Origin of the sequence: Moraxella canis (genome assembly GCF_034424565.1) — a bacterium.
In the GTDB taxonomy this organism is placed as follows: Bacteria; Pseudomonadota; Gammaproteobacteria; order Pseudomonadales; family Moraxellaceae; genus Moraxella; species Moraxella canis.
Genome location: NZ_CP139961.1, coordinates 1,454,504 through 1,475,411, shown reverse-complemented (window position 1 = coordinate 1,475,411; position 20,908 = coordinate 1,454,504). Strand labels below are relative to the sequence as shown.

Below are 20,908 nucleotides of genomic sequence, written 5' to 3'. Positions count from 1 at the left end.
ACCATCAAGTATTACACACCAAAAATATCAGCATACAGTCATGGAAAGAGAAAAAAGACAGTAGTGTCATCAAAACAGAATCTGGATTATCCTTGTTCAGTGGGCGTTTTTTAATGGCGCTACATTTACTGATATGATCGCTCACCAAAAATTGCCGTCCCAACACGCACCATCGTCGATCCATGCGCCACAGCTTCTGCCATATCACCGCTCATGCCCATGCTGATGCTATCCCAATGAGGCAGATCAAATTGAGCCGCCATCGCATCGAATAATGCTTTTGTGCGAGCAAAAGCATCTACTCCTTGCTTACTTGGGATTACCATTAGCCCCCGTAAATTCAGATTTTCATAATGCATGACCTGCTCAATCAAGGCAGGTACTTCCTCAGGCTGACAGCCGGATTTGCTGTTTTCATCATCAATATTGACTTGGATCAAGACATTAAGCGGCTTCATACCTGCGCGCTGCTCATTGAGACGCTTGGCGATGACCTCACGCTCCAAGGTGTGCACCCAGTCAAAATACTTGGCAATGTCTCGCGTTTTATTTCTTTGGATGCTGCCAATATAGTGCCATGTGATCGGCAAATCAGACAGTGCCATGATTTTGCCAAGCGCCTCTTGCAGATAATTTTCACCAAAATCTTCTTGACCTGCACGGTATAGCGCCTCAATCATCGAAGCAGGCTTTGTCTTTGACACCGCAAGCAGCGCCGCTGAGCAGTGTTCGTCGTTTGTTTCGATAGCTTTGGCATTAGCTACAGCTAGCGCATCACTCACTGCTTGATAATTAGCCAATAATTGCGCTTCATCAAAATCGGTCACGGTCTGCATAATCTACCCTTTATCATGTGGCTGTATTTCATCAAATTATTGTAACACTAAGAAGATCACTTGTGAAATCCGCCTAAATTTGATTTAATGTGGCAAATATTTGGAGTCAACATCCCCATGCTCAATCTTAAAGACCTGTTGGTTTTTGCACACAATCAAGGCGCATCAGATTTGCATTTGTCTGCGCATCAGCCCATCATGATGCGCATCGATGGCGAGCTGATGCCGATGAGCCTTGCGCCCATCGATGCAGACGGCGTCACACAGATGCTCAGATCTGTGATGGATGAGACAGATTACGATCACTGGCAACAACATCTTGAGCATGATTTTGTGATTGACCTTGATGGCGTCGCTCGCTTTCGGGTGAATGCGTTTTTTCAGACACATGGTGCTGGCGCCGTTTTTCGGGTGATCCAAGCCAAAGTGCCCACGCTTAGGCAGTTAATTGATGATGATCGAATTTATGACAGCCTGCGACAAATCACGACACTGCGCGCAGGCTTAGTACTTGTGACAGGCGCGACAGGCTCGGGCAAATCAACCACACTTGCCAGCTTGATCGATCACATCAATCAGCACAGCAAGGCGCACATTTTGACCATCGAAGATCCCATTGAGTATGAGCATCAATCAAAACTATCATTGATCAATCAAAGGCAGATTGGCAAAGATACCATCAGTTTTCATCGCGCGCTACGCTCGGCGTTGCGTGAAGATCCTGATGTCATTTTGGTCGGTGAGCTGCGCGATCTTGAGACCATCAGACTGGCTCTGACTGCCGCTGAGACAGGGCATTTGGTATTTGCCACCTTACACACCCTAAGTGCACCAAAAAGCATTGATCGGATCATCGATGTGTTTGATGCTGCTGAAAAGCACATGATTCGCACGATGCTCGCTGACTCACTTCAAGCAGTGATCGCCCAAAGACTACTGCCGGCACAAGGTGGCGGTCGTGTGGCAGCGTTTGAGATTCTCACTCACACGCCTGCGGTCGCCAATCTTATTCGCGAAAATAAAATCTCGCAGCTGTCTTCTGTCATCCAGACCAGCTCAGCCCAAGGCATGATCAGTCTGAGTCATCATCTATCACGCCTAGTCACATCTGGCAAGATCAGCGCAGATATCGCCAATCATCATGCCCAAGAGCGGCTATTTTAAGCCTTGATTTAAAAAATGCCCAATATCATCTATTGGGCATTTTGGATCGCACCGTATACGGAGCTTGGCTTATTTATTTTCGCTGTTTGATTTTAGGCACTCTGGACTGTCACAGACGCCATACAGCACCAAAGAATGACCTGACAGCTTAAAGTTGTGCGCCTGTGCCACTTTGAACTGCTCTTCTTCGATGATCGAATTATGAAATTCAACAATTTTGCCACAAACATCACAAACCAAATGATCGTGATGCTCATCTTGGACAATTTCAAACACCGATAAATTATTTTCAAAATTATGGCGCTCAACAATGCCTGCTTGCTCAAACTGAGTCAGCACGCGGTACACCGTCGCCAAGCCCACATCTTCGCCCTGCTCAGCCAAAGCGCGGTACACATCTTCGGCACTCATGTGGTGATGCTCTGCGCTCTCAAGCAGCTCCAAAATCTTAATGCGCGGCAGCGTGACTTTTAAGCCTGCTTTACGCAAATCTTTATTGGTAAAAGCCATAGTTTATTGATCCTAAAATTATTATAGATAGCTGATAATTTACCATAAAATTGAAAAGCTTGCACCCCAAAATCACAAATACGCGCCAAAAGTCAATGATTGAGTTATCCAATCATCAAAAGCGGTCATAACCACAAAAACTTAGCCAAACACCAAAAGATACTTGCATAATGCCAAGCCTTTGGTTTAATATGGTCACACTCCATCACTATATGGGAATAATAATGAAAAAGATGACATTAAAAGCAGCAAGCTTAGGCTTGGTTGCGATGCTTGCTTTGACTGGCTGTAATGCCTTTCGGGTCTATACGATCGATCTACCCCAAGGCACGCCCCTGTCTGCCGCCCAAGCAAGCCAAGTGCAAGTGGGCATGAATGCCAATCAAGTGCTGTATTTGCTCGGTTCACCCGCTCTGCGTGATACTTTGGCGCCCAATCGCTGGGATTATATTTACGACTACACCGCGGGCACCGATGGTAAGCGTCACAAAAAACCAGACATCAAAGATGCATCGCAGTATTTGAGCATCTACTTTAATAACCAAGGCATCGTCACACGCATTGAAGGTCGTGACAGTCTGCCTGCCAATCGCCATTAGTCGCAATAGCCCAAGTCTAGGCGAATTGAAAAAGCCGCTTATCAGTATATAAGCGGCTTTTTGTATTTAAATAATCAATCAAAAATCAGGCGGATTTATTGAGTTTTTGTTTAATAAAACTAAAAATAACTGGCAAGATACTAAAAATAATAATGCCAAAAATCACATAGGTAAAATTGTCTTTGACGACAGGCTGATTCCCAAAAAAATAGCCCAGCATCACAAATGATGTAATCCACAAAAACCCGCCAATCACGTTATAGCTTAAAAAATAACGATAATCCATGCTGCCCGCCCCTGCCACAAATGGCGCAAATGTGCGAGCAAAAGGAATAAAGCGCGCAAAAATAATCGTCTTTCCGCCATGAGTGGCAAAAAACTTTTGTGTATTAATCAGGTGCTGATGATTGATCCAGCGCGAATTTGTGACAAACACCTTAGGTCCGATATATTTACCAATATGGTAATTGAGCGTATCGCCCAACACCGCCGCCAAAAATAGCAGCGCAATCAATAAAGCAGGGTTGAGCGCACCCGTAAAAGCCGCCAAAGCACCTGCAGCGAACAGCAGACTGTCTCCAGGCAAAAATGGCATCACCACAAATCCAGTTTCAACAAAAATGATCAAAAACAAGATGCCATAAATCCACATCCCATAATCTTGTAAAAACACCGCCAAATGCTGATCGATATTCAAAATAAAATCCACCAGCTGCATGATCACATCCATAGCCACCCACTTTTTGCCAAATAAATAGCCCCTATGTTATCAGAAATTGATCCCAACCAGGGAGATTTTTGTGTCACTAAGACATTTTTCATTGAGATAGTGATCGTCATAGCCAAAATTGCACTCATCTTACAAGCCATAGGTGCAACATGAATATGATTTCATATTATGATAAAATAATGAAAAATTTTTAACCAATGGCTTTTGATATGCTAGAAATTCGCCACCTACAGATGATGAGCGCCCTTAAGCGCCACGGCTCACTTGCCACCACTGCCGATGAGATGAACCTCACTGCATCCGCCATCAGTCATCAGCTCAAAGAGCTTGAAAATTATTATGACATCACGCTCGTCAATCGGCGCACCCGCCCTGTCAGCTTCACGCCTGCAGGGTTGATTGTTTTGGAATTGGCTGACAGTATTTTGCCCCAAGTGGCACGCACCAAATCAGACATCAAAAGGCTGGCGCATGGTCAAGCAGGTAGGCTGCGTCTAGCAAGTGAATGCCATAGCTGCTTTGATTGGCTGATGCCCATCTTGAATGTCTATCGCAGTAGATACAGCGATGTGGAGCTTGATTTTACGACAGGTTTCGATCCTGAGCCACATCATATGCTGGTGGAAGGCGAGATTGATTTATTGATCACCTCCAGTGACCTGCCCATTGATGGCATCAGCTATTTGCCACTGTTTACTTATGAAAGTCGGTTAGTGCTCGCCCCAGCGCATCGCTTGGCAAGCCAAGAGTTTATCAGCGCTTCTGACCTAAGTGATCAGACCTTGATCGCCTACCCTGTCGAAGAAAGCCGCTTGGATGTCATCGCCAAATTCCTTGCGCCCCAAGGTGTGGCACCTGCCAATATTCGCACCACCGAGCTTACTGCCATGCTGATTCAGCTGGTCGCCTCTGAGCGTGGCGTGGCGGCGCTGCCTGATTGGGTAGTGGCAGAATATGAGCGCAAAGGCTGGGTGGTGTCTCGTCCGCTTGGCACAGGTGTGCACTGTCAGCTGTATGCCGCCATTCGTGACAGCGACGCACGATTGGATTTTATGAAGGGATTTTTAGGCTTATTAAAAGACATTAAAAAGCCTTAATCTTAAGTTTTGGCTTGGTATCAGTCCAATCATACCAAACTTAGGATAAATACCAAGCCATCATAATAAGCGCAAATACTTCCGCAATCTCAACGCCTGCACCCAGGGTATCGCCAGTCACCCCACCGATTCGGCGCACAAATACATGACGCAAGTAGCCAATAATGGCAATCAGCCCTACCACCAAACCTGCTGCCAAACCTGCTGGCAGCAGCCCCAAAGTGATCATATAGCTCATAATTACGATCATCAAAATTGTTTTGTTATGATTAATCAAGGGCGAGCCCAAGCCTTGTGGTCGTATATAAGGCGTGGTCAATAACAGCATCAAAATACCAAGCCGCCCAAGCATGGGCACAAACATCAAGCCCATAGGCAGATTGAGCGACAAAAGACTATAAACGCCCGCCCATTTAAGCATGACGATACTAACAATCGCCACCACACCCATCGCACCTGTATGCACATCTTTCATGATATCAAGCGTGCGCTGTCTATCACCCAAGCCTCCCACCCAAGCATCTGCCGTATCCGCCAAACCGTCTAAATGTAGCCCACCTGTCAGGTACACCCAAGCCGCCACGATCAGCGCACTTAAGAGCATGAGTGGCAAGCTTATCCATGTCATACCAAATAAAACTAGCCCAATCAGCAGCCCCACCAAAGGATAAAACAGCAGTGATGCTGCATTTTGCTGATGGCTTGGCATCACAGGCAGTGTGATTGGCAAAGTCGTCAAAAACTGCACCGCGATCAGCAGTGGCATCATTAGGCGGATCATATTTTGAGCCTGCCTTGATGGTAGCCAAAGTGGTGCAGCTCGCCCAAGTCAGCAGGCATGGTCAAGATGCTGTCTAATGGCAAACCCTGAGCACGGCAATACAGATATTTGATCACGCCGCCATGACTGATCATACACACTTTTTGGTAATGATGCGTTTGGCAAATTTGTTCAATCTTAGCCAAACCTTCATCAATCCGCCGAGCAAAGCTATATACCGATTCTCCATTGGGTGGTGTGAAGGCAGTTGGCGCCTGCCACCATGTTGATAAGTCATTGGGGTATTTTTGGTATAAATCTGCCGTACGCTGCCCTTCCCACTCCCCAAAATCCATCTCTTGGAGCTCATCAAGCACCACCAAGCCCAGCTCATATTGCATAGCTTTTATTTTTGCAAAATCTAGGCAGCGAGATAGCGGCGAAGTGATGATCACTTGCCACTGATTGCTCAAAAAATTATCATCAAAGCTGGCGTGCATCTGCGCCCAGCCTTTTTGGGTCAAGGCATCATCAGTGCGACCCCGCAATACTCCGCTTGTGAGCAGCCGAGTCTCGCCATGGCGTAAAACAGACAAGCTGATCATGAGCGGTCACTGATGCCTGCTTCATCGAAGGTCGCCATATCGCGATGCACCGCACACGCCAGCTGAATGATCCCAAATGCTGTCATCGCGCCCGTCCCCTCACCAAGCCTTAGCCCAAGATCAATCAATGGTCGTGCTCTTAAGGCATCAAGCACCAGCTGATTACCGTATTCTGCCGATTTGTGCGAAAATAGCATATAGTCACGGACACTAGGATTGATACGCACAGCGCACAAGGCACAGACCGCAGAGATAAATCCACCAATGATCACAGGCATTCCTAACTGAGCAGCGCGCAGATATGCCCCCACCATCGCTACCATCTCAAAGCCTGCCACTGATTGTAGACAGGTCAGTGGCTCATTATGTTGGTATAAGTCAATGGCTTGGTCAATGACGGTTCTTTTAAAGGCGAAAGTGGCTTCATCAATACCTGTACCAAGACCAGTTAATTGATCCGCGCGCTCACCCAAAAGCAGCCCCGCCAGAACCGATGATGACGTGGTATTACCAATACCCATCTCACCTGCAATATAAATATCTGCGCCCAATGCGACCGCCTCTTCCACGCTGTTTTTGCCGATAACGAGTGCACGCTGACAATCATCATCACTCATGGCAGCGCGCTCCAAAAAATTATGCGTACTTGGCGCGATCGGCTGCTGATCGATGCCATGCGCCTCATACGCACCGCCCAAAGTGCCGCAGTCAATGACTCGGCTAATCGCCCTATAATGGCGTGCCATCACACTGATACACGCCCCGCCCTGGGCAAAATTATAGAGCATCTGACGGGTCACAGTCTGCGGATACGCTGACACGCCAAGACTTGCGATGCCATGATCACCGGCAAACGTACACATATACGGCTTATCGGCAGTTGGGCATACCTTACCTTGCATACCTGCAAGCTGAATCACCACAGTTTCCATCTCGCCCAAAGAACCTGCCGGCTTGGTTAGCTTATCTTGGCGTTTTTGAGCCTGCGTGCGCATATATTGGTTGATTGGCTTGGTTTGATCAAGATACCACATATTTCCTCGATAAATCAGTCGCTCAAATCAGTGAGCATAATATGTCAAAAAATTCAAATCATCCTAAGATTCAAAAGCCAAATCAGCCTTTTAGGGTCATCGGTAAACCCGCCACACAAAAAATCACCTGATCTGCTTTTGCCGCTATGGCTTGATGCAAAAATCCAATCTCATCCACAAATCGACGCGTCAGCTCACCCATCGGAACGACGCCCAAACCTGTTTCATTGCTCACCATGATCACATCGGCTGTTGTTGATGTTAAATAACCTAAAAAGTCATTTTTATATTTATCAAATAATTTAGCATCAAGCATCAATAAATTAGACATCCACAGTGTCAAGCAGTCAATCAAAATCACAACCTGATCATCAAAATGCTGTAAGTAATGCGCCAAATCTACAGGCGTCTCGAAGGTCTGCCAATGGCTTGGACGGTCGTTTTGATGGCGCAAGATTCTATGGTGCATCTCATCGTCATCAGCTTTGGCGGTCGCCACATATATCACGCGCTTACCAGTTTGTTCAAGCTGTTTGGCAAGCGCTTCAGCGTGGCGAGATTTACCTGATCGAGCACCGCCCAAGACAAGCGTTAGCATGAGTCATTCTCCAAAGTTGGCGACAAAGATATGCGGTACAAGGCTGTTAATTGACCTTGCAGCTGATTGGGATCATAGTAGCCCACAGTCAGCGTCTTGACCCTAAAATCGATATCTCGGGTCTGAAGCGGTGTCAGCAGCGGTAATACATCACCGCTACTAAAGCTGCTGCGATAAAACCCCAAAGTAATGTGTGGATGATAGTCACTGGGAGCGATCTCGGGCTTAATGGCACTGAGCGCTTGACGGATTTTTAGTAGCGTGTCGGTGGGGTGAATGGCGATGAATAAGCTGTTTAAAAATCCATCAATGCGATCTAGCGTCAATCCAAAAGGCGACAGGTTTAGCGCTTGGACAGCTTGGATCTGTGCATCGATTTGTGATGCTGTGCAGTCATCATCATAGTATGGCTCATCCACCAAAAACCCATTAACAAATAGCGTGATATGCCACTGCCTGTGATAGCCTGGAGTTAAAATATCATCAAACAGCCGCTGATATTCTTGGCAGCGCTGTGACACCGCCTCGTCATCAATTTCGATATACCAAACAACATAACGGCGGCGACCTTTGTGCCATGCTTGATAATCAGCACAGACATCCAAGCCAACCAACTGGGTATCAGCAGGCAGTAGCATATATTCAGACGCAGAGCGTGGTCATATCCCAGCGCGGCACGCAGCGCACCGACAGATCATCGGCTTGACCTTGCTGAAGCCTACAAAAGCCAGCATACGCAATCATTGCGCCATTATCCGTGCACAGCTCAGTTGGAGCGTAGTACACCGATGCATTGATTTTTTGAAGTTCAGATTCTAGCGCTGAGCGTAGCGCCTGATTGGCAGATACACCCCCTGCGATGACCAACTGATCTAAGCCCGTCGTCTTTAATGCTTTAACGCATTTTTTGACCAAAGTATCTACCACCGCAAATTGAAAGCTGGCGGCGATGTCCGCACGGATGCTTGGGTCGCTGTCAGAGCCTGGGGTATCTTTGATCAAATTATGCGCTGCGGTTTTCATGCCGCTGAATGAAAAATCAAGCCCTTTGTGTAGCATTGGTCTGGGTAGCTCGTAGGCATGTGGGTTACCGACTTTGGCTAATTTTTCAACATTTGGACCGCCAGGATAGGGCAAGCTTAGCATTTTAGCGGTTTTATCAAAGCATTCGCCCACCGCATCATCAATGGATTCGCCCAAGATCTGGTAATCGCCCACCCCATCAGCGCGCACAAGCATGGTGTGACCGCCTGAGACAAGCAGGCACACAAAAGGAAAGCTCGGCGGATGATCACCAGCTAACAGCGGTGCAAGCAGATGCCCTTCCATATGGTGCACCCCGATCGCTGGCACATCAAGTCCATACGCCAGCGTTCGCCCAAACAGCGCCCCCGTCATCAAAGCCCCAATCAGACCAGGTCCTTTGGTATAGGCAACCGCATCAATCTGTGACTGATCAATCCCTGACTGCTCAAGCAGCTGCTGATATAGCGGCACCAGTTTGCGGATATGATCACGACTCGCCAGCTCTGGCACCACGCCGCCGTATGTTGCGTGTAGCTCAATTTGACTGTACAGCACTTGTGCAAGCACGCCGCCCTTACCGTCATTCAGCTCGCTGTCATAGATCGCAAGCCCTGTCTCATCACACGAGGTCTCAAGCCCCAATACCTTCATAATTCATTCTCAATTGTCATTATTTTGCTTGCTATTATAGCACAGATCCGCCCAAATATCGGCAGATGCCATCAAGGCAAAGCTTCGCCATCGTTGATAGGTGCCCCTTATTTTTCATCACGCCAAACCTTTGAAAAGCTGCCAAAAAGTGAAAGTATTATTAATGAGTTTATTTTAGGAATATCGTATGATTTTTGGCATTGCTGTCGCCAAATGTTAGATTTTGTGATTGATTTTTATGATTATTTTTTTAATTTATGGAAAATTGCATTTCATCATGATTTGATATTTGAGTTTGTGCCTATAAAGTAGTACATTTGTAGTCTATTAGAAGTGTTTATTAGACCAAATGGCGCGCAAATCGCATTTTAGATATCTGTCTTAAAATATGTGCCCGCCATGAAAAACAAGGCTTTGAGCATTTTAACCAAAATATTCTTGTTATTATTTGGGATTGAGCGCTCAAACAAACTTGATGCACAAAACAGCATTTTTATTCAAAATATTAAAATTATCTGATGATCTAATAATTTTTTATGATGAATAGGCTGCTGCAGCCACTTTTGCAAGTAGGCAAAACAAGGAAAGTATGGCATAATACCGCCGATTTTAACCAAACCCGACATTGACAACCAGGAGTCTATATGAGCAAATCTACCATTGTCTATACTCACACCGATGAAGCCCCAGCATTAGCCACCTATTCTTTACTTCCTATCGTTCGTGCTTTTAGCAGTATCGCTGATGTTGATTTTGTGACCAGCGATATTTCTTTGGCGGGTCGTATTTTGGCAAGCTTTCCAGAGTATTTGACCGAAGAACAGCGAATTACTGACGCATTGGCTGAGCTGGCTGAGCTGGTGACCAAGCCTGAAGCCAACATTATCAAACTGCCTAACATTTCAGCCTCTGTGCCTCAGCTGTTGGCAGCCATCCAAGAGCTACAAGACCAAGGCTATAAGCTACCAGACTACCCAACCAATCCACAGACCGACGAAGAAAAAGACATCCAAAAGCGCTACGACAAAATCAAAGGCAGCGCTGTCAATCCTGTGCTGCGCGAAGGCAACTCTGACCGCCGCGCACCAAAAGCCGTCAAAAATTTTGCCAAAAAATACCCACACAGCATGGGCGCTTGGAGCAAGGATAGTAAATCACATGTCGCGACGATGGACGGCGGTGATTTCTTTGCAAATGAGCAATCCAAAACTGTGGCGGATGCCACGACAGTTTCTTTTGTGTTTACAGATGCTCAAGGCAACCAAACTGAGCTGCGTAAACCATTGGCACTAAAAGCAGGTGAAATCATCGACGCCACCATGATGAGTAAAAAAGCCTTGCTTGCATTCTTAGAAGAACAAATCAAAGATGCCAAAGAAAAAGATGTGCTCTTTTCGCTACACATGAAAGCCACCATGATGAAAGTCTCTGACCCTATCATCTTTGGTCATGCGGTGCGTGCATTCTTTGCGCCTGTGTTTGAACAATATGGCGAACAGCTGGCAGCTGCTGGCGTCGATGTCAATAACGGCTTTGGCAATCTGCTAGCCAATCTTGATAAGCTTGATGCCGAAACTCGCGCAGGTGTTGAAGAAGCCATTTCACAAGCTTACGCCGCCAATCCAGATATCGCCATGGTCGACAGCGACAAAGGCATCACCAATTTACATGTGCCAAGTGATGTGATTGTCGATGCCTCTATGCCAGCGATGATTCGTAACTCAGGTCGCATGTGGGATAAAAATGGCGACGCCAAAGACACCAAAGCGGTCATTCCTGACAGCAGCTACGCGCATGTATACCAAGCGGTGATTGATTTTTGTCGTGAAAATGGCGCATTTGATCCAACCACGATGGGTAGCGTGCCGAATGTCGGATTGATGGCTCAAAAAGCTGAAGAATACGGCTCGCATGATAAGACTTTTGAAATCCAAAACGATGGTAAAGTGGAAATCATTGACGAAAATGGCAATGTACTTACCTCTCATGCTGTGGAAGCTGGCGATATTTGGCGCGCTTGCCAAACCAAAGACGCCCCTGTCAAAGACTGGGTGGGCTTAGCCGTCAATCGTGCTCGCTTGAGCAGCACGCCTGCGATTTTTTGGCTAGATGAAAAACGCGCGCACGATGCTGAACTGATCAAAAAGGTCAATCAATACCTTGGCGATCTAGACACCGAAGGCTTGGACATCCAAATCCTTGCACCTGCCGATGCTTGCTTGGTCAGTCTTAAACGCATGAAAGAAGGCTTGGATACCATTTCTGTGACAGGTAATGTGCTGCGTGACTATAACACAGACCTATTCCCAATCTTAGAGCTGGGCACTTCTGCTAAGATGCTATCGATTGTGCCTTTGATGAATGGCGGCGGCATGTTTGAAACAGGCGCAGGCGGTTCAGCACCAAAACATGTGCAGCAGTTTAATGAAGAAAATCATTTGCGCTGGGACAGCTTGGGCGAGTTCTTGGCACTGGCAGTATCGTTTGAGCATTTGGCGCAGACCACCGACAATGCCAAAGCACAAGTGCTTGCCGAAACGCTTGATCGCGCGACCGAAAAGCTTTTATTAAACGACAAATCGCCAAAGCGCAAAGTCGGCGAGCTAGACAATCGCGGCAGTCATTTTTATCTAGCGATGTATTGGGCGCAAGAATTGGCATCACAAGACAGCGACGCCATGATCGCAGAGAAATTTGCACCTGTGGCAAAAGCCCTGACCGATAATGAAGCAAAAATCCTTGATGAACTGAATCAAGTTCAAGGTCAATCTACCGACATTGGTGGCTATTATGCCCCTGACTTTGATCAGGCTTCAGCGGCAATGCGTCCAAGCCAAACGCTCAATCAAGCACTTGAACTACTTAAATAAAGACAAGCCTAAAAAAAAATATCCCAAATCTTTGGGATATTTTTTATTTAGCCTTCCTAAAATAAAAAACCACGCCTATCAAGATAGGCGTGGTTTTTTAGTCATTGATCTGATCAATAAATCCAATCAATTAATAGCGAGTAATCAATGCGATTGGCTCTTTTTCGTTCATCTGATCACGCGGTACAAACACAACTTCACCACCATTATGATCAACCAATTCAATGATTTCTGCCACCGCATCATCATTCACGCCTTCATCTGAAGCATTCTCAGCAACCAACAAAGTTGCATTTTGTTCATCAATCGTCGCAGGCACGCTATGACCTTGGCGAACCAATAGCATCACAGCATTGCCTTCAACTGCAGAGCGATAGATTTGCTGAAGATCCGTGCGTACCATTTTTTCGTTACGCGCTTTTTCAAGCTCGCCTTGGGCATGTTCGTAGCGAGTTTTGCGCTTGTCTTCAACCAATTCTTGAACGCCGTCAATGATTTCTTGGGCGTTGCCATCTTTGAGATGTGGCAAGTTATCAACCTTACCCAAAATGATTGATGGATTATCACACACTTGCTCATAAAAACCCAATGTACGCGAATCACCGACCAAAATCACAGGCAGTGGCGATGCGTTATGGATACGCTGCAAGCTTTTATCAACACGATTCATAAACTCTTTTAGATAGCTATGATCGTCTGATGATCCAGTACGATCCGATTTACTGCCTGTCGGTAGGGTGGTGTTTTTGATTGGGAAAGACAGCTCATCTTGATTTTCTTGGCGTGGACTGCTGCCAATGACTTCTTTAACCAACACATTATTGACACCGACAAGTAAGCGGGCGTTTTCGCTAGTCACAACCAGCACATAGTAATTCACCGCTTCTGACAGATCACGCATCAGATCGCGCGTCGCAAATTTCTTACCGATGATCACGCGCTCTTTGGCGTCAAAAGGCAGGCGAAGCACTTCAGCGCTAGAATCTGTCGCAAAAATCGCCAACATATCCAAATTATAGTTATGATCAAGCTCATCAGTTTGGGCAGTGATGTTAGCTAAGATGGCATCTGCCGTGCGTTTGTCATATTCTTCCGTGATACGATCTTCAGCAATTTTTAACTGATTTTTTAAAGCGATGGCATCTTGCTCATTTTCAGGGTGCGTGCGATGGGTCTTAACAAAGATACTGACCGCAGGATTGGCTTGGGTTTGTCTTAATTGCTTTAGTGTCGTTTTCATGTATTTCTCCTATAAATGTTTCCGTTCATCACTCATCGCTTTATTTGCTGATTAATCCCAAAAACTCAGTTATAAATTGATATAAGTTCATGAATTAACAGATCAAATTGTGATGTGATGATTTGAGTATAACAACTTTCACCCAGCCTGCGTAGGCGATTTTGTGCGCTTTTTACCTTTGATGCGTTATTTTATGTTAGTTTCTTACCCCCATGAAACATTATGTACCTTAGCGGTGATCAAAGTGATATATTGATTAAACATTTTAAATAATCTAATCACTTAACTATGGCTGAATTTTGCTCATAAAAATCCCCAAAACCAAAAGGCTTTGGGGAAATAGCAAGTTTCTGCAATAAACTTTTAGAGTTATAAATATTTTTTAATGACATTTGCCATCATCTGAATGTGCAACGCATCCGTATTTAATGCAGGAATATAGTCATACGCTCGCCCCCCTGCCTCTAAGAAATTATCCCTATTTTCAACGGCAAGCTCTTCGAGCGTCTCAAGGCAGTCAGCAGAAAATGCTGGACTCATGACCTGTACAGAAAGTCCTGATGCACCCCATTCAGCAAGCAGCTCATCAGTGTACGGCTTTAGCCATTCTTGAGCACCAAAACGCGACTGGAAACTGATCGCCCATGCATCCATCGGCAACCCCAAGCGATCTGCCAACAAAACTGCCGTGGTTCGACATTGTTCAGGATAGGGATCGCCTTTATCTGCATAGGGCTTGGGGATACCATGAAAACTCATCAAAAGCTTATCAGCGCGCCCATGCTCCGCCCAGTAGCGCTCAACAGATTGCGCCAATGCTTCGATATAATCAGGATGATCGTGGTAATCCTTGATAAAGTTTAGCTCAGGTACATTTCTGGTGTTTAATAGCAGCTTGGCAATTTTATCAAAGGCGGCAGCCGTTGAAGTGGCTGAATACTGCGGAAAAAGCGGCAAAACAATAAAAGACTCCACGCCCTGCGACATCAAATCCGTCATCACCGATTTGGCAGAAGGATTGCCATAAGTGGTTGCAGGATAGACAGGTATATCAATGCCTTGCTGGGTAAGAAGATCCTGCAGGTCTTTAGCTTGATTTTTGAGTATCACAAATAACGGTGAGCCGCCGTCCATCCACACACTTTGATACGCATGGGCGACACGCTTAGGTCTGGTCGTCAGCACAAAGCAATTTAAAATCACCTGCCAAATCACTTTGGGGATTTCGATCACGCGCGTATCGCTCAAAAATTCACGCAAATAACGACGCACCGCGTCAGGCGTTGGGGCATCTGGCGTGCCCAAATTAACCAGAAGTATGGCTGTTTTTTTCATAAGGCAAAACAAATTAAGCAAAGTTTGATTTTATCATTTTTTTAATAAAAAATCTCAGCCAAACTTAGGATTTATCATTAACTTTATCAATCATAGCTTTTGGATGTTTTGGTTTGTGCGCTTGTCTGATCGGGCGATGCTGTCTTTGTGATTGAGGTTTTACCAGCTCTATGATGACGCACAAGCTGCCTAATCAGTTGGTTGTTTTGCTCAAATGTCCGACACTTTTTACAAATCATCAAATGTGTCTTAACCGCCAATTTTTCTGAGGCGCTCAATGATTCTTCATATGAGCGGCTAATCAGCTCTGTTGTTTTTTGGCAATTTGCCATAAATTTTATCATAAATTTAAGCACTTTATTAAAATCTTGGAGCAACTAACAGTCTAGCCATTTGATCGACAAACAGGTCTGTAGTCTCAATCTGGCACGATGCATGAGCACATAATAATTCTGACGGCTGATGTTTAATTCTTGGCAGATAACCTCTGTGTCAAGCTCAATATACTCTTTCATCAAAAACGCGCGAGCCTGCTCTTTGGGTAAATTATCCAAACACAACTCAAGCACCGCCCAAAAATCATCTTGCTCTACACAATCAGCAGGGTTTACCAAGGTTTGGTTTAGTGCTTGAATTTGGCTATCAGCGTGCCAATGCCCATTGGCATCAAACAAATATTCAAGAAATGAAGCATCATCTTGCTCATCATTTGAAAAGTCGCACAAAGGTATGTATTTTTGGGTTTGGCGAATATGATCACTGATCTTATTTTTTAAGATGGCAAACATCCAACTTTTTAATGCCGATCTGCCCTGAAAGCTGTCGGCGTATTTTAAAGCATTCATCAAAGCTTCTTGTACCACATCTCGTGCGCACTGCTCATCGCCCAATTGATTATAGGCAAACCGATACATAGGTATATAAAGCTCAGCAATGACATCGTCATCAATTATTGTATTGATATCAGCCATGATTTATCTTTTCTTAATAAAAATCAGACGATAAAACCAATCATCCACGCTCAAATAACGCCCTGCGCCAAACACCAATAACACCAGTAGCATGATCAAATAAGTAACACCAAATTCTACGCCATTATTAAGTATGACAAAATTCCCTGTTTGAGTCAGCCACTCAAAATCACCCTGAGATTGTAAAATTTCATTGGCTTTCGCCAGTCGCTCGCCAGCAGCAATCGAATTTTGTAAACTTGCTTGACCTTCAGGCAGGTAAGAAAACAGCTGAGAGATGTTCGTTGTAGGGTCTGTGGGCGTAATGGCGTACCATCCATTTTTCAAATGTACCTTAACAATTGCAACCATCATGGTCACTGACAACATCAAGGCAAACCACCGAGTTAACACACCAAATAATAATGCTGCACCGCCGATCAATTCTGCAAAAATCACCAAAATAACCCAAAGGGGTGCAAATGGCAATCCAAGCCCCCATGACGCATCCCCAAACCATGAGACCATACTATCAAACTGCGTCAATTTTTGCCAACCTGCCACAATAAAAATAGGTGCTAGATATAAACGCAGCGCCAATAAAACAACAAAATCAAGTTTCGGCAGCATCTGGGCGACAGCTAGATATGAGTTCATTATCTTGTTCATCGTTTGACCTCGATCATGACTTGAGCGTCAAATAAAGTTCGGAATAATTCCTCAGTCTGATCCATCAAATCAGCCTTAAGCCCAAAATAATTCACAATATCGACAATCAAATCAGCTGGGCTTGGATACACCTTATCAGTCTCTTGGATAAAAGTTAATACAATAAAGCTGACGATATTTATCTGCATAAAAGCCGTCTGATAACCCTCATCTAGGGAGCGATATACCAACACAAAGGTATCTTGTGGCTTCGTCGGCAAATACTCACTACCAATTTGATGAACCTCCCAAGAATACTTCAGGACCTGCAAGGTGCTGTTGATAAAAATCTGCCGATTACCCTCTTCCAAAAAAAGCTTCGGCGGGATGTTGGGCAAATTATCAACATATAGCTCTATCCATTCATAGTGAGCAAGCTCTGCAACGCACGGATGAAGATCAAACGCAGTGATAATATCCTCATCCAAATAATCCACAAACTGCTTATTAATTTCACTAAAATACGGGCTGGACATATCGCCTTGCTTTATAAAAGACAATAAAAGCCTATGCCAAACTGGCTCATCAATGATCTTGCGACAAACAGGAAAGCATTGATTGACAAAACCTGCCACTGCACGAAAAATCAAAGTTTGGTAAAGCTCTCCGACGCGCTTTGGGATAGTGTCACAGCTTTCATGGGCTTGCTTGCGAATATAGTCGCCAAAATCTTGTTGGAAATGTTTTAAATTTGGTGCTTTCATACCGATCAAATGGTCTTAGTTTTAGATAAATTTTCCACTTGGGCAGATTGTAGCCAGCGGATATGATTCACTTCGTCTATCAGTTGCTCGAGGCTTGGAAAGTTAAAATCTCGCTCCAGACAAGTTGGAATCATATCAGCAGTTTTTGCGGTACGCTGATAAATCTCATCATAAGTAGATTCAAGCAATGCCCATACTTGATTAACAACACTTTCACCATGCGTGTCAATAATCAATCCATCATGATCAGCATAATGACCAGCGACATGCAAATAACAGACTCTCTCCAAAGGCAGCTGGTGTAGATATTCCTGCGCATCAAAACCAAAATTTTGGCTATTAACAAAAATATTATTAACATCTAAGTGTAGCAAACAGTCAGCTTCTTCAATCACCGCTGTGATAAATTCACAATCGGACATTTCACTTTCTTTTGGGCGATAATAATAAGATGCGTTTTCTAAGCCAATTTGCCGACCAAGAATATCTTGCACTTGACTAATCCTGTCAGCTACCCATGTAACCGCCTCAGATGTGCAAGGCATAGGTAGTAAGTCATACAAATATCCCTTGGAATCGCCACACCACGCCAAATGCTCAGTAAATAACTCAATCTCATGACGCTGCATAAACTGCTTAATATTTTTGACATGCTGAACATCCAGCTGTCTTGTACCGCCTATGGATAACGACAACCCATGGCACACAAAATCAAAACGCTCACTATAAGAGCGAAGCAAGGCATCAAATCTCCCGCCCATGACACCTTGTGAATTCATCCAATTTTCAGGTGAAACCTCAAAAAAATCAATCTCATGGGATAATGAGTAGCGCCCATCCATCTGCGCCATCATCTCACGTCGAAACCCCATGCCAGCGCCCATCGGCACGACTGACTGACTTTTGACCTGCTTGATCGTTGACATGATTTACACCCATCAATCTTATGTCATACCACTTTACGATGATAAAGCATTGCGTCTTTATCATCGTAAATCTCGGTTTATTTACTTAGAAGCACCGCAATTGGCGTTGGCATTTTTATTTGCGCTGGCGCCACAGTTGGCACTGCCCATTTTCTCAGCACTTGCGCCACAATTGGCATTGGCGTTTTTGCTTGCTGGGGCTGGAGCGGCGGCGCATTTACCTTCGCCGCATTTACCTTCGGCATCTTTGGTCATCATGCCGCCCATCGGTTTTGTGCTATTTTGATAGCCTTGCTCCATTGATTTTGCTTGCGGCTTGGGCATGGCTTCTGATTTGCAAGCCACCAATCCAGTTGCAAGTAATGTCGCAACAGCCAGCCCAGTAATTTTCTTTGAATTTGACATAACATTCTCCTTTTGAATAAAAACTCAATCATCATCACAGCATCACAAAACCATTTGTGACACCTATTAGACACATCTCAATCCCAAATTCTTACACAAATTTTTAAAAAATTGCGTTATCATTTTCATCCCCTATGAATGCTCATCTAAGCTATAATAAGTGCTTAAAATCATTGATGTGGTCATCTTATGAAATATTTATCAAAAAACGTATTAACCAAAACCCAACAATCACTCATCGCCTTAATGATCGGGGCGGCGGTATTAACGGCTTGTTCTGAGCCAAATCGCACGGCACAGCAAAACAGCTCCGAGCCCAGTCAAGCCATTAACACGGATAGCGCCAAAGGCTATCATGTCCATGAAGTGACTTTGGGTGACATGGTTGTTGGCGAGATGACCGCTCCACAGCGCGGCTTGATTGTCCTGCCCAGCACAAAAGCCGACACCAAATATCCCTTGGTGATCATCAGCCATCTGCGTGCACCGAATTGCAGTGGTGGTGAGTTTGCTTATCCTTGCCCCGAAGGTCAGACCGAGCTGCGCTTTGACCAGGGCATGCAGTATCTGGCAGAGCATCTGGCAGATTCAGGCTATGCGGTGATTGTGCCTGATTATAGCGTTGTGTTTAGTGGTGATATGGTGACAGAGCCTTATGACCAAGCCGCATTATGGCGCGAAACCATCCAAGCATTGATGACTCACATACAGCAGTCGCCACAAATGAGCAGCTTGGTGGATTTTGAGCATGTGGGCTTGTTTGCGCATTCTCGCTCAGGCAATATGCTAGATGCTGCCCATGCGCTTTTTGGTGAAAAACTCAAAGGCGTGCTGACCTATGGTCCATCGCCAGACACCTATGATATCGCCGAGATCTCTGCTGCGCCCGTGGATGTGCCGTATCTGTCGATCTTAGGTGATCTTGATAAAGATGTCGACCAAGCCGTCAATCAGTGGATTGGGCACTGGATCAGCACACCACGCCAGACGCCAGCCACCGTTGCCACGGTGCCAGGGTTTGGTCATAACTACATCAACCGTGCGCTCAGCTCAGCAAAGATTGATGAGCGCATCGGCTGTGATGTGCTAGATTGCCCTGATGCCAATGCCCACGAACAGCTGGTGATGCAAACCGCCGCTCAGTGGTTTGATGCTACTTTAAAAGGCGCCAAGACCACTTTACCCATCAAGGCAGCAGACGCACTTCCCACCACATTAGCCGATCATGAAGTCAGCTGGCTTGCCGCCACGCCAAAAGCGATCAGCACCGTCAATTTTGATGACTTCAAACCTTTTCAAGGCAGCGAAGTGACGCTCTGTCGCTACGAAGATCCGATGAATCCATTTCAGCCAAAAGATGCCTGCCCACGACCAGAGCTTGGTGTGATAACCACGATGACTTATATCGCACAATTTAGCCAAGCTGCTGCGGACACGGCAGTCAAAGGCGCACAAGGTTTGGCGGTTCATCTGTCGCCATGGGGCAGCCAGACCAAGCCCACCAATGTGACGATAACCCTACATGCTGACGACGGTCAGCAGCTGGCACTGCCCATCGCTGCAGATCACCCTGCCATCAAAAGCCGCTTAACCGAATTTGACAACGGCGTCTATCAGCTATCCACCGTACGCCTGCCCCTACCGACTGAGTGGCAAAATCACACAATCACCCATCTCACCATCACGACCGACGGAAACAAGATCGAAGTTCGCAGTGTGGATTTTTATTGATACTAAAAACTGCCTGACATTGGGTCAGGCTTTTATAGGATAAATGTGACAAATGTTAATTGGCATGTCGATGCGATTATCCCAATCCGCAGAATATGGATGATTTAGAAAATTTATTTATCAAGCATACCCTTTCTGTGGTCAGGGCGTCGGTGAGCGTTTAGAGCGTGTTTATCGGTTTACTGGTTTAAATGCTAAAAAATCATCATCCCTTAGGCTGCTCGATGCCATAATGCTTGTATAGTAGCGACAAAGCTAGCGCCGTGAATGGTGTATCATCCGCATCAATGGCGGTCAGAATATCAGCATCTGCATCAACAGAGAAGGTGACAATTTTTTTAACCAACCTTTCTTCATATTTTTTGATGGCTCGTCTGGTGTATTCTGGGGTAATATTGCTCATGGTTTATTTTTCCTAATTTGACAATT

General features: G+C 45.4%; 23 protein-coding genes. 5 read left to right on the top strand and 18 right to left on the bottom strand.

The window, feature by feature from the left end; genetic code table 11:
* Positions 1-125 precede the first annotated feature (125 nt).
* Positions 126-836: a YggS family pyridoxal phosphate-dependent enzyme gene (locus tag U0021_RS06705; protein WP_114801250.1), complete on the bottom strand. Its 711-nt coding sequence runs from the start codon at positions 834-836 to the stop codon at positions 126-128.
* A 117-nt stretch (positions 837-953) separates the two neighbouring features.
* Between U0021_RS06705 and U0021_RS06700 the strand changes: the two genes are divergently transcribed.
* Complete coding sequence (locus U0021_RS06700) at positions 954-2,000, top strand: type IV pilus twitching motility protein PilT (protein ID WP_327037435.1); 1,047 nt, start codon at positions 954-956, stop codon at positions 1,998-2,000.
* A gap of 69 nt (positions 2,001-2,069) precedes the next feature.
* On the opposite strand, the gene fur is transcribed toward U0021_RS06700, so the two are convergent.
* Positions 2,070-2,510: a ferric iron uptake transcriptional regulator gene (gene fur / locus U0021_RS06695; protein ID WP_049236655.1), complete on the bottom strand. Its 441-nt coding sequence runs from the start codon at positions 2,508-2,510 to the stop codon at positions 2,070-2,072.
* A 224-nt stretch (positions 2,511-2,734) separates the two neighbouring features.
* On the opposite strand from fur, the gene U0021_RS06690 reads away from it, so the two are divergent.
* Positions 2,735-3,109, top strand: a complete 375-nt coding sequence (locus tag U0021_RS06690; RefSeq protein ID WP_114800869.1) for an outer membrane protein assembly factor BamE — start codon at positions 2,735-2,737, stop codon at positions 3,107-3,109.
* An 85-nt stretch (positions 3,110-3,194) separates the two neighbouring features.
* Here U0021_RS06690 and U0021_RS06685 read toward each other — a convergent pair whose 3' ends face one another.
* The gene (locus U0021_RS06685; RefSeq protein ID WP_114800870.1) at positions 3,195-3,827 is read right to left on the bottom strand and encodes a DedA family protein; all 633 of its coding nucleotides are present in this window, start codon (positions 3,825-3,827) and stop codon (positions 3,195-3,197) included.
* A gap of 221 nt (positions 3,828-4,048) precedes the next feature.
* Between U0021_RS06685 and U0021_RS06680 the strand changes: the two genes are divergently transcribed.
* Positions 4,049-4,936, top strand: coding sequence for a LysR family transcriptional regulator (locus U0021_RS06680; RefSeq protein WP_078255453.1), 888 nt, complete (start codon positions 4,049-4,051; stop codon positions 4,934-4,936).
* A gap of 40 nt (positions 4,937-4,976) precedes the next feature.
* Here the strand turns inward: U0021_RS06680 and cobS are convergent, their stop codons facing one another.
* The 6 genes from cobS to tsaD form a co-directional block, all read right to left on the bottom strand.
* Positions 4,977-5,705: an adenosylcobinamide-GDP ribazoletransferase gene (gene cobS / locus U0021_RS06675; protein ID WP_114800891.1), complete on the bottom strand. Its 729-nt coding sequence runs from the start codon at positions 5,703-5,705 to the stop codon at positions 4,977-4,979.
* An 8-nt stretch (positions 5,706-5,713) separates the two neighbouring features.
* A complete protein-coding gene (locus tag U0021_RS06670; protein WP_114800871.1) occupies positions 5,714-6,301 on the bottom strand; it encodes a histidine phosphatase family protein in 588 nt (195 codons plus the stop codon).
* A complete protein-coding gene (cobT, locus tag U0021_RS06665) occupies positions 6,298-7,335 on the bottom strand; it encodes a nicotinate-nucleotide--dimethylbenzimidazole phosphoribosyltransferase (RefSeq protein ID WP_114800872.1) in 1,038 nt (345 codons plus the stop codon). Before cobT ends, U0021_RS06670 begins: the two co-directional genes overlap by 4 nt.
* 82 nt (positions 7,336-7,417) lie before the next feature.
* Entirely contained in the window at positions 7,418-7,933 is a 516-nt protein-coding gene (gene cobU / locus U0021_RS06660; protein ID WP_114800873.1) for a bifunctional adenosylcobinamide kinase/adenosylcobinamide-phosphate guanylyltransferase, read from the bottom strand.
* Positions 7,927-8,571 (bottom strand): 2'-5' RNA ligase family protein, encoded by a 645-nt coding sequence (locus tag U0021_RS06655; RefSeq protein ID WP_114800874.1) that lies wholly within the window; start codon positions 8,569-8,571, stop codon positions 7,927-7,929. The genes cobU and U0021_RS06655 overlap by 7 nt, the downstream gene beginning before the upstream one ends.
* Before the next feature lie 4 nt (positions 8,572-8,575).
* Entirely contained in the window at positions 8,576-9,610 is a 1,035-nt protein-coding gene (tsaD, locus tag U0021_RS06650) for a tRNA (adenosine(37)-N6)-threonylcarbamoyltransferase complex transferase subunit TsaD (RefSeq protein WP_114800875.1), read from the bottom strand.
* Between the two features lie 644 nt (positions 9,611-10,254).
* Between tsaD and U0021_RS06645 the strand changes: the two genes are divergently transcribed.
* Positions 10,255-12,480: an NADP-dependent isocitrate dehydrogenase gene (locus U0021_RS06645; protein ID WP_114800877.1), complete on the top strand. Its 2,226-nt coding sequence runs from the start codon at positions 10,255-10,257 to the stop codon at positions 12,478-12,480.
* Positions 12,481-12,610: 130 nt separating this feature from the next.
* Here U0021_RS06645 and U0021_RS06640 read toward each other — a convergent pair whose 3' ends face one another.
* The 8 genes from U0021_RS06640 to U0021_RS06610 form a co-directional block, all read right to left on the bottom strand.
* The gene (locus U0021_RS06640; RefSeq protein ID WP_114800878.1) at positions 12,611-13,720 is read right to left on the bottom strand and encodes an AOC03_06830 family ribosome hibernation factor; all 1,110 of its coding nucleotides are present in this window, start codon (positions 13,718-13,720) and stop codon (positions 12,611-12,613) included.
* 369 nt (positions 13,721-14,089) lie between these two features.
* Positions 14,090-15,055, bottom strand: a complete 966-nt coding sequence (hemH, locus tag U0021_RS06635; RefSeq protein WP_114800879.1) for a ferrochelatase — start codon at positions 15,053-15,055, stop codon at positions 14,090-14,092.
* 86 nt (positions 15,056-15,141) lie between these two features.
* On the bottom strand, positions 15,142-15,387 hold the full coding sequence (locus U0021_RS09980) for a zf-HC2 domain-containing protein (RefSeq protein ID WP_162816819.1): 246 nt from the start codon (positions 15,385-15,387) through the stop codon (positions 15,142-15,144).
* Between the two features lie 45 nt (positions 15,388-15,432).
* A complete protein-coding gene (locus U0021_RS06630; RefSeq protein WP_114800881.1) occupies positions 15,433-16,026 on the bottom strand; it encodes a sigma-70 family RNA polymerase sigma factor in 594 nt (197 codons plus the stop codon).
* A gap of 3 nt (positions 16,027-16,029) precedes the next feature.
* Positions 16,030-16,662 (bottom strand): HvfX family Cu-binding RiPP maturation protein, encoded by a 633-nt coding sequence (locus U0021_RS06625; protein ID WP_227538729.1) that lies wholly within the window; start codon positions 16,660-16,662, stop codon positions 16,030-16,032.
* Between the two features lie 8 nt (positions 16,663-16,670).
* Positions 16,671-17,417, bottom strand: coding sequence for an HvfC family RiPP maturation protein (locus U0021_RS06620; RefSeq protein ID WP_114800883.1), 747 nt, complete (start codon positions 17,415-17,417; stop codon positions 16,671-16,673).
* Positions 17,418-17,422: 5 nt separating this feature from the next.
* Positions 17,423-18,343 (bottom strand): HvfB family MNIO-type RiPP peptide maturase, encoded by a 921-nt coding sequence (locus U0021_RS06615; protein WP_078255414.1) that lies wholly within the window; start codon positions 18,341-18,343, stop codon positions 17,423-17,425.
* A gap of 81 nt (positions 18,344-18,424) precedes the next feature.
* Positions 18,425-18,748, bottom strand: a complete 324-nt coding sequence (locus U0021_RS06610; protein ID WP_114800884.1) for an HvfA family oxazolone/thioamide-modified RiPP metallophore — start codon at positions 18,746-18,748, stop codon at positions 18,425-18,427.
* A gap of 189 nt (positions 18,749-18,937) precedes the next feature.
* Here U0021_RS06610 and U0021_RS06605 point away from each other — a divergent pair, with 189 nt between their 5' ends.
* The gene (locus U0021_RS06605) at positions 18,938-20,479 is read left to right on the top strand and encodes an alpha/beta hydrolase (protein WP_114800885.1); all 1,542 of its coding nucleotides are present in this window, start codon (positions 18,938-18,940) and stop codon (positions 20,477-20,479) included.
* Between the two features lie 205 nt (positions 20,480-20,684).
* Here the strand turns inward: U0021_RS06605 and U0021_RS06600 are convergent, their stop codons facing one another.
* Entirely contained in the window at positions 20,685-20,882 is a 198-nt protein-coding gene (locus U0021_RS06600) for a hypothetical protein (RefSeq protein WP_078255417.1), read from the bottom strand.
* Positions 20,883-20,908 lie beyond the last annotated feature (26 nt).

What these genes read in the sequence shown, in the direction of transcription:
- U0021_RS06690 (WP_114800869.1), top strand. Translation starts at nt 2,735, where the DNA reads ATGAAAAAGATGACATTAAAAGCAGCAAGCTTAGGCTTGGTTGCGATG.
- U0021_RS06600 (WP_078255417.1), bottom strand. Translation starts at nt 20,882, where the DNA reads ATGAGCAATATTACCCCAGAATACACCAGACGAGCCATCAAAAAATAT.
- U0021_RS06705 (WP_114801250.1), bottom strand. Translation starts at nt 836, where the DNA reads ATGCAGACCGTGACCGATTTTGATGAAGCGCAATTATTGGCTAATTAT.
- U0021_RS06615 (WP_078255414.1), bottom strand. Translation starts at nt 18,343, where the DNA reads ATGTCAACGATCAAGCAGGTCAAAAGTCAGTCAGTCGTGCCGATGGGC.
- U0021_RS06640 (WP_114800878.1), bottom strand. Translation starts at nt 13,720, where the DNA reads ATGAAAACGACACTAAAGCAATTAAGACAAACCCAAGCCAATCCTGCG.
- U0021_RS06605 (WP_114800885.1), top strand. Translation starts at nt 18,938, where the DNA reads ATGAAATATTTATCAAAAAACGTATTAACCAAAACCCAACAATCACTC.
- U0021_RS06630 (WP_114800881.1), bottom strand. Translation starts at nt 16,026, where the DNA reads ATGGCTGATATCAATACAATAATTGATGACGATGTCATTGCTGAGCTT.
- U0021_RS06625 (WP_227538729.1), bottom strand. Translation starts at nt 16,662, where the DNA reads ATGAACTCATATCTAGCTGTCGCCCAGATGCTGCCGAAACTTGATTTT.
- U0021_RS06610 (WP_114800884.1), bottom strand. Translation starts at nt 18,748, where the DNA reads ATGTCAAATTCAAAGAAAATTACTGGGCTGGCTGTTGCGACATTACTT.
- cobU (WP_114800873.1), bottom strand. Translation starts at nt 7,933, where the DNA reads ATGCTAACGCTTGTCTTGGGCGGTGCTCGATCAGGTAAATCTCGCCAC.
- U0021_RS06700 (WP_327037435.1), top strand. Translation starts at nt 954, where the DNA reads ATGCTCAATCTTAAAGACCTGTTGGTTTTTGCACACAATCAAGGCGCA.
- tsaD (WP_114800875.1), bottom strand. Translation starts at nt 9,610, where the DNA reads ATGAAGGTATTGGGGCTTGAGACCTCGTGTGATGAGACAGGGCTTGCG.
- U0021_RS06655 (WP_114800874.1), bottom strand. Translation starts at nt 8,571, where the DNA reads ATGCTACTGCCTGCTGATACCCAGTTGGTTGGCTTGGATGTCTGTGCT.
- U0021_RS06670 (WP_114800871.1), bottom strand. Translation starts at nt 6,301, where the DNA reads ATGATCAGCTTGTCTGTTTTACGCCATGGCGAGACTCGGCTGCTCACA.
- U0021_RS06685 (WP_114800870.1), bottom strand. Translation starts at nt 3,827, where the DNA reads ATGCAGCTGGTGGATTTTATTTTGAATATCGATCAGCATTTGGCGGTG.
- cobT (WP_114800872.1), bottom strand. Translation starts at nt 7,335, where the DNA reads ATGTGGTATCTTGATCAAACCAAGCCAATCAACCAATATATGCGCACG.
- U0021_RS06680 (WP_078255453.1), top strand. Translation starts at nt 4,049, where the DNA reads ATGCTAGAAATTCGCCACCTACAGATGATGAGCGCCCTTAAGCGCCAC.
- fur (WP_049236655.1), bottom strand. Translation starts at nt 2,510, where the DNA reads ATGGCTTTTACCAATAAAGATTTGCGTAAAGCAGGCTTAAAAGTCACG.
- hemH (WP_114800879.1), bottom strand. Translation starts at nt 15,055, where the DNA reads ATGAAAAAAACAGCCATACTTCTGGTTAATTTGGGCACGCCAGATGCC.
- U0021_RS09980 (WP_162816819.1), bottom strand. Translation starts at nt 15,387, where the DNA reads ATGGCAAATTGCCAAAAAACAACAGAGCTGATTAGCCGCTCATATGAA.
- cobS (WP_114800891.1), bottom strand. Translation starts at nt 5,705, where the DNA reads ATGATGCCACTGCTGATCGCGGTGCAGTTTTTGACGACTTTGCCAATC.
- U0021_RS06645 (WP_114800877.1), top strand. Translation starts at nt 10,255, where the DNA reads ATGAGCAAATCTACCATTGTCTATACTCACACCGATGAAGCCCCAGCA.
- U0021_RS06620 (WP_114800883.1), bottom strand. Translation starts at nt 17,417, where the DNA reads ATGAAAGCACCAAATTTAAAACATTTCCAACAAGATTTTGGCGACTAT.